Genomic DNA, 13096 nt, shown 5'->3' with positions numbered 1-13096 from the left:
TCAGAGTTCGACGCCCGAGGGGATGAGACTGTGTCCGCGAAGCAGGTTGCCCTCGGCGTCGTAGACGAGGAACGTCCGTTTCTCGTAGACGACCGTCTCGCCGCCGTCCCGGCGTATCTCGACCCGATACTGCCCGTCCTCCTCGTCGGCGGACTTGCCGTACTCCCGCGCCGCGCGGATGAATCGGAGCACGTCGTCCGCGTCCTCGTTCAGTTCGAGGACGAAGTCGCCGGTGATGCGGTTCGTGACGCTCACCACGCCCGACGCGCCGGGGTCGTCGACGCTGCCCTGCAGACGGAACGCCACGTCCGTCTCGGCGTCGTCGAGGAGTTCCCCGTCGGGGTCGGTGAGTCGGTCCGAGAGCGTTTCCTCGGGACCGTGAAAGTCGATACGGACCAGCGGTTTCTCGGGGGAGCCGCCGGTCTCGACCCAGTCGATTTGTTTGACGTCCAACTCGAAGTAGTCGCGCCTCATTCCGTGTCTCGATTTTGGGCGTCACGGCGTATGAACGTAACGCCCTGCCACACTGCGTGCGACCGAGACGCTCCGCCGGGAATCCGCCGACGGCGAGGGGAGGAGAGCGGAGCCGGTAGCTTTTACCGCGTCGCTCGCACCCATCCGCCATGGTCTGGGTCCGCTCGGAGTACGCGGGACCGCTCGCCGTCGTCCTGACGTGGCTGTCGGCGCTGCTGCCGTGGAACGTGACGTACTCCCCGGCCATCTCCGGGGGGTCGGTGCTGTTCGTCCGGTTTCCCTTCTTTCAGGTCCGGTACGCCTTCGGCGTCCCGTTCGCCGACGCGGTGCGGCTGTTCGACCCCCTCTCGGCCGTCGCCTTCCAGTCGGGCAACTCGATTCGGGTCGCCTACGAGGCGTGGGCCGTCGGCGCGGCGGTGCTGGCCGTCGCCGTCGTCGTCGCCGTCGCCTACTACGCCCGCGAGGAGGCGTTCGAGTCCGGCCCCGTCGACCCGGTCCGCCTCCTCGGCGGCCTCCTCGGACTCGGCGGCGTCGTCCTCGCCGTCGCCACCTACCTCCTCGCCACCCGCGGGTTCCCCGGCGTTCCCCTCCCTATCGGCGTCGTCTTCTACCTCGCGTTCGCCGGAGTGCTGCTGACCGTCGACCGCACTTGACCGCCTCCGAGCGACACCGGTAGCCGAGAAAGTCACCCATTACGTTAAGTCACTTCGAGAGAAAGAGTCGGTGACGTATCGGAACGTGGACGCCATGTCAGAGAGGGAACTGGACTCGGGGGAGACGGGGGAACAGACGGACGCCGCGTCCGGCGAGGACGCCGGTGCGGCCGGCGACGCCGGCGCGACGGCGTTCGAGGAGCGAGCGGGTTCGACCGGTCCGACCGGTTCGCCGCCGCCGGACGGCGCTGAGTCGGCGGCCGAGGAGTCGAACTCACCGGAGCGGTCCGGGTTCGCGGCCGCCTTCGCGGACGTGCGGCGCCGACTCGCGCGCGTCGCCGAGGTGCTCCGCGGTTCGGACATCGACGTGCGGCCGTACCGGCCGGCCGACGGCGAACTCACCTCCTTCGAGGTGCCGCCGGGCGAGAGCGTCGTCGACCGCTACTGGGTGAACGCGCCGTACGCCCACGTCGTGCTCACGTACGACGACGAGGCGAGCAAGCACCGCTACTACGCGGTCGAACCGGAGTTAGACGGGTTCCAGCGGGAACTGCTCGAACGCGTCCGCGAGGACATCCGCGACCCCCTGCTGTACGGGTCGGAGGCAGCCGCAGACGGGGCGACGGTCCGCCGCGAACTGCGCGCCCTCCTCGAACAGTACGGCCTCGACGTCGACATGGCGACGTTCCACACCCTGTCGTACTACCTGCTCCGGGACTTCCGCGGCTACGGCCGCATCGACCCGCTGATGGCCGACCCGCACATCGAGGACATCTCCTGCGACGGCTACGACCTGCCCATCTTCGCCTACCACGACGAGTACACCGACATCGAGACGAACGTCTCCTTCGGGAAGGCCGAACTCGACGGGTTCGTCGTCCGCCTCGCCCAGCGGTCGGGCCGGCACGTCAGCGTCGGCGACCCGGTCGTCGGCACGACGCTGCCGGACGGGTCGCGCGCGGAACTCGCCCTCGGCGAGGAGGTGACGCCGCACGGGTCGGCGTTCACCATCCGGATGTACGCCGACGACCCGTTCACGCCCGTCGACCTCGTGCGGTTCGGCACGTTCTCCGTCGAGCAGATGGCGTACCTGTGGCTCTGCATCGAGCACAACAAGAGCCTCATCTTCGCCGGCGGGACGGCCTCCGGGAAGACGACGGCGATGAACGCGGTGTCGATGTTCATCCCGCCGCGCTCGAAGGTGCTGACCATCGAGGACACGCGCGAACTCTCCCTCCACCACGACAACTGGCTCTCCTCGGTGACGCGCAGTCGGGCGCACGAGGGCTCCGACATCGACATGTACGACCTGCTGCGGTCGGCGCTCCGACACCGCCCCGAGTTCATCATCGTCGGCGAGGTACGCGGCGAGGAGGCCGTGACGCTGTTCCAGGCGATGAACACCGGGCACACGACGTTCTCGACGATGCACGCCGATAGCATCGAGACGGTCATCAACCGACTGGAGAACGAACCCATCAACGTCCCGCGCGCGATGGTCCAGTCGCTCGACCTGCTGTGCGTCCAGACGCTCACCCGGTCGGACGGCGAACGGGTCAGACGCTCCCGCGCCATCGGGGAGATCGGCGGCATCGACCAGCGGACCGGCGAACTCGACTACTCGCGGGCGTTCTCGTGGGACGCGGAGACGGACACGTTCGCACAGCGCAACTCCGCGCTGCTCACGGAGATTCAGAACGACCGCGGCTGGAACCGCGCACGCCTTCGCCGGGAGGTGGCCCGCCGGGAGCGGTTCCTCCGCCTCCTCGTCGAGACGGACACCGACGACTACCGGCGGTTCACCGCCCTCGTCAACGAGTACTACGCCGACCCCGAGCGCGCGATGTCGCGGCTCGAATCGGAGGCCGGCGGCCGCGCGGACGCCGTCGACGCGGACGCTCCGGTCGCCGCGAGAGGCGAGGACGAGTAGCATGGTCCTCGGCTACCTTCCCCTGATTCTCGCCGTCCTGCTCTGCCTCCCGGTGGCGCTCTCGCCGGTGAGCGCCCGCGCGGGCCTGCTTCTCACCCGCGTCTCGCTCCCCCTGTTCGGGCGGTACGTGACCGGAGAGAGCCCGCGGCGCAGGCGGCAGGAGGAGACGCTCCGCGCGGCGTTCGTCGGCGAGAGCCACCGCGCCTACGCCTCGAAGACGCTCCTGATGGCCGGCGTGGCGGGCGTCGCCGGGAGCGTCTTCGGCGTCTACCTCGCCGCGCTCCTCGTCCAGGCGTTCGCCGTCTCCGAGGCGTCGCTCCGCGCGGCGGTCCCCGGCCCGCTGTCGTTCCTGGCGTCGCTCGCGTCCGTCCCGGACCTCTCGTGGGCGCACCTGTTCGCCCTGCTCCTCGTCTCCAGCGCCACCGTCGGAGCGGCGATGGCGCTCGCGACGTACCTCGCACGCTGGCAGTACCTCTCCCAGCGTGCGCGCGCCCGGCGCATCGAGATAGACGCGACGCTCCCGCAGACCATCGCCTTCGTCTACGCGCTCTCCCGGTCGGGGATGCCGTTCCAGACGGTGCTGGCGACGCTGACGGAGAATCAGCGGGTGTACGGCGAGGCGGCCCGGGAGTTCGGCGTCGCCGTCCGCGACGCGCAGACGTTCGGGACGGACCTGCCGACGGCGCTCCAGCGGATGGCCGAGCGGACGCCGAGCCAGCGGCTCGACGACTTCTCGCAGAACCTCACGAGCGTGCTCGCCAGCGGACAGAGCCTCTCGGCGTTCCTCCGCGAGCAGTACGACCGGTTTCAGGAGGAGTCCGAGGCCCGACAGGAACAGTACCTCGAACTCCTGGCCACGTTCGCCGAGGCGTACGTCACCGTCCTCGTGGCGGGACCGCTCTTCTTCATCACCATCCTCGTCGTCATCGGCCTCGTCATGCAGGACACGCTCCCGCTCATCCGCGTCGTCGGCTACCTCGGCATCCCGCTGGCGAGCGCCGGCTTCGTCGTCTACGTCGACAGCGTCACCGAGTCGCTCCGCGGACCGGGCGGGTCCGCCGACGTGGACGGCGAAACGCCCGGCGACGGTAAGTCCGCGAACCCGGCCGCCGGGTCGGACGCCATCCCCGGGCGCGAGGGGAACGAAGCGACCCTCCCGGCGGCCACCGACGGCGGCGCCGACGTCGTCGCCGGCGACCGGTGGCGGGCCAACCGCGAGCGACTGGCGGTGTACGACCGCGTCTCGTCGGTGACGCGACTGCTCGCGCGGCCGGCGCGGACGATGCTCGCGGAACCGCTCTACACGCTGTTCGTCACCGTCCCGCTCGGACTGCTCTGGGTCGCCCTCACGCTGGACGCGGGCGCCGCCGCCGCGTCGCTCCGCGCGGCCGTCGCGCCGGGCGCCGAAGGGGCGTGGTCGGCGTTCACCGCCGTCGTCGACGGGCCGATAGTCGAACTCGCCATCCTCACGATGGCGGGCGTCACAGTCGCCTACGAGGTCCGCAAGCGCCGCCTGACGGCGATAGAGCGGGAGATGCCCGACTTCCTCGACCGGATGGCCAGCGTCAACGAGGCGGGCGTGACCATCGTGAAGAGCCTCGAACGCCTGGCGAACAGCGACCTCGGCCCGCTCACGGGGGAACTCCGGCGCACGTGGCGCGACGTGCAGTGGGGCGCCTCCGTCCGGGAGGCGCTGTACGGGTTCGACCGGCGGACGCGCGCCCCGACGGTGTCTCGCGCGGTGACGCTCATCACGAACGCCGTCGCCGCCAGCGGCGAGATAGCGCCGGTGCTCCGCATCGCCGCCAACGAGGCGCAGGACAGCCGTCGCCTCCGCCGCGAGCGCCGACAGGAGATGCTGACCTACCTCGTCGTCATCTACATCTCGTTTTTCGTCTTCCTCGGCATCGTCGTCGCCCTGACGCTCGCGTTCATCCCGGCCGTCGAGGCGGCGAGCCAGTCGTCGGCCATCGGCAGCGGGGAGGTGCAGGGCGTCTCCACCGGCGTCTTCTCCGGGCTCAGCAGCGTGAACACGGGCGCGTACGAACTGCTGTTCTTCCACACGGCGTCGATTCAGGCCGTCTGTTCCGGACTCATCGCCGGCCAACTCGGCGAGGGTCGCGTGTTCGACGGGCTGAAACACGCCCTCGTCCTCCTCTCGCTGTCGTACGCGCTGTTCCTCTTCCTCTGAGCCGCCCTCGAATTCGAGTCGCGGCCGCTTTGTACCCCGCCCGTCACCTCCGACCATGAGCGGAGACGACGGGTCGCCCGCGGGCGGCGACGAGGAACGCCCCGCGGACGCCGAGGCGCCGCACGAGACGTACGACCGCATCGCGGAGCACTTCTCGTCGACGCGCGAGTACCCGTGGCCGGAAGTGGAGGCGTTCCTCGACGACCGCGCGGCCGAGGCGGCGGACGCGGCCGAGACCCCCGAGAGCGGGCGCGACGGACCGACGCGGGGACTCGACCTCGGGTGCGGCAACGGCCGGCACGCCGAGGGGATGGCCGCGTTCGTGGACCGCGTCGTCGCCCTCGACGCGAGCCGCGGCCTGCTCTCGGAGGCCGGAAGACGGGCCGCCGAGCGGGGGTTCGCGGCCGACCTCGTGCAGGGTGACGCCGCGTCGCTCCCCCTCGCCGACGACTGCGTCGCCGTGGGCGTCTACGTGGCGACGCTGCACCACCTCCGGCCGCGCGAGGCGCGCGTCGCCAGCCTCTCGGAACTCGCGCGCGTCCTCGCGCCGGGCGGGCGAGCGCTCGTCAGCGCGTGGTCGGTCGAACACGACCGGTTCAGTCGGGAGAGGGGATTCGACACGACGGTGGACTGGACGCTCCCCGGCGGCGAACGCGTGCCGCGGTACTACCACGTCTACGACGCCGAGGAGTTCGCCGCGGACTTGGAGGCGTCGGCGCTCTCCGTCGTCGACCGGTTCGTCTCCAGCGGCAACTGCTACGCAGTCGTCGCGCCGTGAGGGCCGTTCGCCTCCCGTCGCGCGGACGTGCGGCGTGTGGCGAGCTAGCGCGCGGCGGCTGGTCGTCCCGGTTGCACGGGTGCTTTGCGTTTAAGGAGGTTCGGCGGCAATCGGGGGACACATGACCGATATCGACGACGCGGAGGAGTACGAAGTCGCGGTGGTCGGCGGCGGTCCGGCGGGCCTGCAGGCGGCGCTGTACACGGCCCGACTGGGCCACGACACCGTCGTCGTGGACCGCGGCGGCGGCCGCGCCGCGATGATGCTCGACACGCACAACGTCGTCGGCGTCACGGAGGACGTCTCGGGCAACGAGTTCCTCCAGACGGGGCGCGAGCAGATTCAATCGTACGGCGCGGACTACGTCAAGGACCTCGTCACCGAGGCGACGCGACTGGACGACGGCCGGTTCCGCCTCGACGGCAACGAGGGGACGTTCGTCGCCGACCGGGTCGTCCTCGGGATGGGGTTCAACGACGAGCGACCGGACCCGCCGCTCCCGCGGACGGGCAAGGGCCTGCACTACTGTCTGCACTGCGACGCCTACATGTTCGTCGACCGACCCGTGTTCGTGATGGGCGCGGGCGAGTCCGCGGCCCACGTCGCCATGATCATGCTCAACTTCACCGACGAGGTGGACCTGCTGCTGCGCGGCGAGGAGCCGCAGTGGAGCGAGGAGACCGACGAGCGACTCCGCGCGCACCCCGTCGACGTCGTCCACGAGGACATCGCCTCGATGACGAAATCGGAGAACGGCTGGCTGGAGTCGTTCGAGTTCGAGGATGGGGAGGTCAGAAAGTACCGCGGCGGCTTCCCGATGTACGGGTCGAAGTACAACACGGACCTCGCCGAGCAACTCGGCTGCGAGGTGAACGACGACGGCACCGTCGCCGTCGACGACGACGGCGAGACGAGCGCCGAGGGCGTCTACGCCGTCGGCGACCTCACGCCCGGCCACAACCAGATTCCCGTCGCGATGGGCAAGGGCGCGCAGGCCGGCCTCGCCATCCACTACGAACTCCGCGAGTTCCCCCGGAGCCTCGACGAGATACGCGAGGGCGGCGACGTCTCGCCCGACGAGGTGCCCGGACTCGGGGAGAGAATCCACGCCGCCGCCGACGAGTACGAGGAGGCGCGCGCGCCGCCCATCGAGTCCGAATCCGAATCCTCCGAAGCGGAACCCGCGGCCGACGACGACTGAACGACCGAACGATTCAAGCGCGCGAGCCGTCGTGTACTCTCCGATGAGTCAGACGGACCGCGCTTCGGCCGGACGACCCCGCCGCGCGCGGTTGGCGGACGCGCTCGGCGCTCGCTTCGGCGTCGACGCCCGGGCGCTGGCCGCGCTCCGAATCTCGCTCGGACTCCTCCTGCTCGCGGACCTGCTGTTGCGCGCCCGCCACCTCCGCGCGCTCTACACGGACGCCGGGCTGGCCCCCCGCGCGGCGCTAGCGGGGCAGTATCCGGCGATTCGTTACTCGATACACGCCCTCTCCGGGGCGGCCTGGTTCCAGGTGCTGCTGTTCCTCCTCGCCGGCCTCCTCGCGCTAACGCTCCTCGTCGGCTACCGAACGCGAACGGCGACGGCGCTCTCGCTGATTCTCCTCGTCTCGCTGCACCTGCGCAACCCCGCCGCGATGAACGGCGGCGACGCCCTCCTCCGGCGACTGCTCCTGTGGGGGACGCTGCTCCCGTTGGGCGAGCGCTGGTCGTTCGACGCCCGCCGTCGGGAGGGCGCGCCCCGACGATGGGTAGCCGGCCTCGCGTCCGCCGGACTGCTGACGCAGGTAGTCCTCGTCTACGCCGTCAACGCCGCGCTCAAACACCGCGGAGAGCTCTGGCTCCGCGGCGACGCGGTCCGCTACGTGTTCAGCCTCCAGCAGTTCTCCCTCGGCCTCGGCGACGCCCTGACGGCGTTCCCGGCGCTGCTCCGCGCGTTCGATTGGGTCTGGCTCGCTCTGGTCTCGCTCGCCCCGCTGTTGGTGCTCTCGCGCGGCCGTTTTCGGACGGGGCTGACGCTGGCGTTCGCGGCGGCGCACGTCGGGATGCTCGCCACGCTGCGCCTCGGTCTGTTCCCGCTCATCTCGCTGGCGGCGCTCCTCGTCTTCCTCCCGTCCCCGGCGTGGGACCGGGTCGAAGCCGCGATTCCGGCGTCGCTGACGCGCGCGGCGGCCCGGGCCGGCGACCGATTTCGGGCCGTCGGCGCCGGAGTTCGTCGGCCGCCGCCGACCGTCCGCCGGTCGCTCTCCGCGGTCCGCCGCGCGGGTCGACGCCTCGTCCCCGTCGTCGCCGCGACGCTCCTGACTCTCGCGCTCGTCTGGAACGCCGTCGCCCTCGGCGCGGTGCCGCCGCCGGAGGAGGAGCCCGGGGGGCTGGACCTCACGCGGAGTCCGTGGAGCATGTTCGCGCCGACGCCGGCCGCGGTGGACGGCTGGTACGTCGCCCCCGGCGAACTCGAATCCGGCGAGCGGGTGGACGCGTTCTACCGGTCGGCGCCGCTCGCGGGCGAGCGACCGGAGACGCGGGCGATGTACCCGAGCGTGCGCTGGCGAAAGTACCTCGTCGAACTGCGCTACTCGGGCGACGAGGCGCGTCGGCGTGCGTTCGCGTCGTACCTGTGTGCGCGCTGGAACCGGACGCACGAGGACGATTTGGAGCGTCTCACGGTGTCGTACGTCGAACAGCCGACCCGACTCGACGGGCCGGAGCCGACCCGCCGCGTCGAACTCCTGCGCCACGAGTGTCGCGGGTGAGGTCGGCCCCCGTCGACGGATTCGAAGAGTAACATCCTTATCCCGGCGTCGAAAAGAGGGGAGTGAGCCTCGTTCGTCCCGGCCTCCGCGCCGGGTGAGCGCCGGTGTCGTCACCGAACGAAGTGAGGTGACGGCTCGGCGCGAACGAGCGGAGCGAGTGAGCCGAGCGCGCCGGTGTTGAGACGGACGGAGTCCGTCGATGCACGGCGCGAACGAGCAAAGCGAGTGAGCGCCGGTGGTCTAGTGGTAGGACCTGAGCCTTCCAAGCTCATGGCCCGGGTTCAAATCCCGGCCGGCGCATTACTGTCTCGAACGAACGTGAGAGACGTAATCGCCCTGCCGGCGATTTGAATCAGGGAGCGAGCGTAGCGAGTGACCGTGGTTCACCATCCCGGCCGGCGCATTCTCTGCCGAACGGAGTGAGGCGAACGTCGCATAGCGGGTTCCGTATCCTGTGAATCGGAGCGCTCGAAACCAGCGGAGGGGCCGTGACTCGATAGTTCTGTCCGGCCACCTCGCCCGACATGTCGATAGCGAGGCATACGCGCCCGCTCTGACCGGCGCCAGTTCCTCCTCGGCCACGAAGCCTACGTCCCTTCGCACTCTCCCACCGACTATGGCTGGACTCGTACAGCGAACCGCACAGGCTATCGACGACATGTGGCGGTCGGTGTGGGGCGATTCGAGCACGGCGGAGAAAATCATCATCGCGATCATCCTCATCGTCACCGGACTGGCGATACCGGTCATCCCCATCGTGTGGCTGGCCCGAATCGTCGCGCGGTAACTCGATCCGGCGGTTCCGGATTCGGATTCTATCGACCTTACAGGAACACGGCGAGCCAGAACGCCGCCGCGACTACTACTATTAGGACCCAGAACGCCACCCACAGCGGCCGCATCGGACGCTTCGAGGAATCGACGTCGACCAGTCGGTCGTTCTCGCGTCGAGAGCGTGCCCGAGCCGACAAGAACCGTCTCTCGTCCCGTCTAAACCCACCGGTATCAGCGGAACCCCCCGACACCGACAGTACCGGTCAGTGTGGCTTCGAGCGGACCCCTCTTTCGCGTCACGACCCACAGTTGAGATACGATGGAAGCCATCACCGAGAATCTCGACGGGAAGGCCGCACTGGTCACGGGCGCGTCCTCCGGTATCGGCGAGCAGACGGCGAAAGCGCTGGCCGAGTCGGGCGCGAGCGTCGCGCTGGCCGCCCGACGCGAGGACGAACTCCAGCAGCTCGCCGACGAGATAGAGTCCGACGGCGGCGAGACGCTCGTCGTCCCCACGGACGTCACCGACGAGGACGAGGTCGCCGAGATGGTCGACCGGACCCACGAGGAGTTCGGCAGCGTCGACGTGCTCGTCAACAACGCGGGCGTGATGCTGTTGGAGCACGTCGAGGACGCCGACACCGACAACTTCCGGCAGATGGTCGAGGTGAACCTGCTCGGCCTGATGGACGTCACCCACGAGGTGCTGCCCTACATGCAGAAGCAGGGCGAGGGTCACATCGTGAACATCTCCTCCGTCGCGGGGCGGAAGGCGATGGCCGGCGGCGCCGGCTACAACGCGACGAAGTTCGGCGTCAACGGCTTCACCGAGGCGCTGCGACAGGAGGTCACCGGCGAGAACGACATCCGGACGACGCTCATCGAACCCGGGTTCGTCGAGACGGAACTCGCAGAGCACATCCCCGACGACGAACAGCAGGAACAGACCAAGGAGATGTACGAGCAGATGGACGTGCTCCAACCCGAGGACATCGCCCGCTCCATCGCGTTCGCCGTCGGCCAGCCCACCCACGTCGACGTGAACGAACTCCTGATCCGACCCACCAGTCAGGAGCTGTAAGCGGAGATTCGGAGGCGCGTCCCGGACTCGCCCGCCGAGCGACCGAATGACCGACCGAGCGGCCGCGGCGTTCAAGCCGGGGCCTCCCGTGACGTGAGGCGTGAGCGGGAAAGACCGACTCCTCCAAACGGTTCGGGAGAACCGAGTCGTGGTCGCGCTCCGGACCGTCCGCGTGGAGGTCAAACGGCAGAACGTCGCGCTCCTCGCCGGGAGCTTCGCCTACCACGCGCTCGTGTCGCTCCTCCCGCTCCTCTTCTTGCTGTTCGTCGTGACCGGCGCGCTGTTGGACGAACCGATGGCCGTCTTCGTCGTCGAGAGCACCGAACGCTACCTCACGCCCGGCCAGAGCGTCCTCGTCGCGGACGTCGTCACCGACGACCAGAACCGCGTCCGAGCGTCGCTCCTGAGCGTCGGCGTCCTGGCGTGGAGCGCGCTCAAAGTGTTCAGACAGCTCGACGCGGCGTTCTCCGCGGTGTACGGGACGACCGTCGACACCTCTGTCGGCGACCAGATACGCGACGGAGCGGCGGCGCTGCTCGCCGTCGCGTTCGCGGTGCTCGTCTTCTACGGAGCGGAGGTGGCGTACGACGGGTTCCGGGGCGCGCCGCTGGTCGGCTACGCCCGCGCGCTCTCCGTCTCGCTCGGCGCCTCGGTGGCCTTCTTTCCGCTCTACCGGCTCTTTCCGGACGTGGAGATGGGTCTGTTCGAGGCCGTCCCTGGCGCGGTGCTCGCCGGCGTCGGGTGGGCCGCCCTCCAGCGCCTGTTCACCGTCTACCTCTCGCTCACGGGCGAGTACCGAACCTACGGCGTCTTTGGCGGATTCCTCCTGCTCGCGTTGTGGCTCTACCTCGCCGGCCTCCTGCTCCTCGGCGGCGCCGTCGTCAACGCGGTGCTCGGCGGTCGAATCGGGCCGTCGGCCGAGGGGTGACCCGCGCGGCGCGGCAGCGACTGCGGTCCCGGCCCGGCCTCAGATCCGGCCGCGCCTCCGTCCGTTTTCCCCTATGTACCACGAACACTGACCAGTCGGTCGTCATTCATTTATTTCCTGAGTGTCTGGCGGACGCCGTGGAGTGGATCAAAGCCGCGGTCGTCGCTCTCCTCGCGGGATCGTGCATCGGCGCCGTACTGTCGGTCGCGGAACTGCCCAGTCCGGCCCCCGAAGAGTCGCTCGGCGTCGTCGCCGGCGCGTTCACTCTCTGCGGGATGTACCTGGGTCACGCCGCCGTCAGCACGTACTTCTGAGAGGAGTCGTCCCCGCCGTTTTTTTGCCGCCCATCCCGACGCGCGAGTCGTCGCGCCGTTCGTCTCCGCCTCCCCGCACCGCGGTGCGTCGAGGGCGGACGTTAATATATATGTGGACTGTCAGTACATCCCGATGGTGTCCGAGTTTTCGCCCGACGCGCTCGACGACGTGCGGTTCGTCTCGCAGTCGCCGGCGCGCGTCCGCCTCCTGTCGCTCCTCGTCGAGGGGGGGCCGATGAACAGATGCGAACTGCGCGCGGGCGTCGACGCCTCGCGGACGACCGTCTCCCGCAACCTCGACGCCCTGGTCGACCGGGGGTGGGTCGAGGAGTCCGACGGCGACTACCGCGCCGCGCCGGGCGGCGAACTCCTCGCCGCCGGGTTGGAGTCGTTTCTCTCGACGGTCGAGACTGTCGACCGCCTCGCCCCGTTCTTCGAGTGGTTCCCGGCCGACGGCCTCGACCTCCCCTCGGAGTGGCTGGCGGACGCGGACGTCTACCCGTCGACGCCCGCGGACCCGTACGCCCCGATAGACAGACACGTCGAACGCCTCGAAGTCGCGGCGGAGTTCCGCGGTCTCCTCCCGGCGACGGGGCTGCGTCCGATGCGCTCTCTCGGTCGGAGACTGGAGAGCTTCGAGCACGAACTCGTCGTCTCGCCGTCGGTCGCCGAGACGATACGGAACGAGCGGAAGTACCTCGACGCGATAGACGAACTCCGCGAACGGGGACGGATCGAGTTCTACGTCAGCGATCGCGCCGTCCCCCTCTACGTCGGTCTGTTCGAGGGCGACGTGCAACTGGGCGTCGGCGACGGCGACGGGGTGCCGCGGGCGATGGTCGAGACGGCGGACGAACGCGTTCGCCGGTGGGCCGAGGAGACGTACGACGCCCACCGGACGGGCGCGGAACCGCTCCGCTGAGCGGGTCGTTGGGTCCGGTCCGTCGAGCGGCCGTGCGGACCCCGCACGCCGTGCACCCCCTGCACGGCGCCCGTCGGATACACTAACGACGGTACGGCGGCGACGCTCTCTCGGGGTGGGACCGGCCGGCGGAACCGTTCGGCCGACGCGCCGCCGACCGGGAGTTATCCACACGACTCTCGCCGACGGGGTTCGAGGGGTGTCGACGTCGGGTCGGTGCCACGGTCCGAGCGCGTTCGGGCGGCGGGCGACCGACGCGTCCGAGTGGGGTGTCGCCGGAATCGGCTTCCGGCAGGCG

The 13096-nt window shown here is 69.9% G+C and carries 12 protein-coding genes and 1 tRNA gene; 12 read left to right on the top strand and 1 reads right to left on the bottom strand.

The annotated features are described in order from the left end of the window. Positions 1 to 474, bottom strand: a complete 474-nt coding sequence (locus NDI79_RS03805; protein ID WP_310927113.1) for a DUF5793 family protein — start codon at positions 472 to 474, stop codon at positions 1 to 3. Between the two features lie 149 nt (positions 475 to 623). Here NDI79_RS03805 and NDI79_RS03800 point away from each other — a divergent pair, with 149 nt between their 5' ends. The 12 genes from NDI79_RS03800 (at position 624) to NDI79_RS03745 (ending at position 12798) form a co-directional block, all read left to right on the top strand. Further along, positions 624 to 1127, top strand: coding sequence for a DUF7549 family protein (locus NDI79_RS03800; RefSeq protein WP_310927112.1), 504 nt, complete (start codon positions 624 to 626; stop codon positions 1125 to 1127). A gap of 94 nt (positions 1128 to 1221) precedes the next feature. Next, on the top strand, positions 1222 to 3057 hold the full coding sequence (locus tag NDI79_RS03795; protein WP_310927111.1) for a type II/IV secretion system ATPase subunit: 1836 nt from the start codon (positions 1222 to 1224) through the stop codon (positions 3055 to 3057). A gap of 1 nt (position 3058) precedes the next feature. Next, positions 3059 to 5248: a type II secretion system F family protein gene (locus NDI79_RS03790; protein WP_310927110.1), complete on the top strand. Its 2190-nt coding sequence runs from the start codon at positions 3059 to 3061 to the stop codon at positions 5246 to 5248. Positions 5249 to 5303: 55 nt separating this feature from the next. Then, positions 5304 to 6026 carry a class I SAM-dependent methyltransferase gene (locus NDI79_RS03785; protein WP_310927109.1) on the top strand — a complete coding sequence of 241 codons (723 nt, stop codon included), beginning with the start codon at positions 5304 to 5306 and terminating at the stop codon, positions 6024 to 6026. Positions 6027 to 6147: 121 nt separating this feature from the next. Then, positions 6148 to 7227: an NAD(P)/FAD-dependent oxidoreductase gene (locus NDI79_RS03780; RefSeq protein WP_310927108.1), complete on the top strand. Its 1080-nt coding sequence runs from the start codon at positions 6148 to 6150 to the stop codon at positions 7225 to 7227. Between the two features lie 43 nt (positions 7228 to 7270). Beyond that, positions 7271 to 8779: an HTTM domain-containing protein gene (locus NDI79_RS03775; RefSeq protein WP_310927107.1), complete on the top strand. Its 1509-nt coding sequence runs from the start codon at positions 7271 to 7273 to the stop codon at positions 8777 to 8779. A gap of 229 nt (positions 8780 to 9008) precedes the next feature. Next, positions 9009 to 9079, top strand: a tRNA-Gly gene (locus NDI79_RS03770). Between the two features lie 316 nt (positions 9080 to 9395). Then, the gene (locus NDI79_RS03765; RefSeq protein WP_310927106.1) at positions 9396 to 9566 is read left to right on the top strand and encodes a hypothetical protein; all 171 of its coding nucleotides are present in this window, start codon (positions 9396 to 9398) and stop codon (positions 9564 to 9566) included. A 306-nt stretch (positions 9567 to 9872) separates the two neighbouring features. Continuing rightward, on the top strand, positions 9873 to 10634 hold the full coding sequence (locus NDI79_RS03760; RefSeq protein WP_310927105.1) for an SDR family oxidoreductase: 762 nt from the start codon (positions 9873 to 9875) through the stop codon (positions 10632 to 10634). Positions 10635 to 10734: 100 nt separating this feature from the next. Next, positions 10735 to 11562, top strand: a complete 828-nt coding sequence (locus NDI79_RS03755) for a YhjD/YihY/BrkB family envelope integrity protein (protein WP_310927104.1) — start codon at positions 10735 to 10737, stop codon at positions 11560 to 11562. Positions 11563 to 11699: 137 nt separating this feature from the next. Next, positions 11700 to 11876: a XapX domain-containing protein gene (locus tag NDI79_RS03750; protein ID WP_310927103.1), complete on the top strand. Its 177-nt coding sequence runs from the start codon at positions 11700 to 11702 to the stop codon at positions 11874 to 11876. 136 nt (positions 11877 to 12012) lie between these two features. Continuing rightward, positions 12013 to 12798 (top strand): helix-turn-helix transcriptional regulator, encoded by a 786-nt coding sequence (locus tag NDI79_RS03745; protein WP_310927102.1) that lies wholly within the window; start codon positions 12013 to 12015, stop codon positions 12796 to 12798. The last annotated feature ends 298 nt before the right edge of the window (positions 12799 to 13096 follow it).

The sequence above is a fragment of the Halogeometricum sp. S3BR5-2 genome (assembly GCF_031624635.1).
In the GTDB taxonomy this organism is placed as follows: Archaea; Halobacteriota; Halobacteria; order Halobacteriales; family Haloferacaceae; genus Halogeometricum; species Halogeometricum luteum.
The sequence above is the reverse complement of the archived record's forward strand: the minus strand, read 5'-3'. Positions and strand labels throughout refer to the sequence as shown.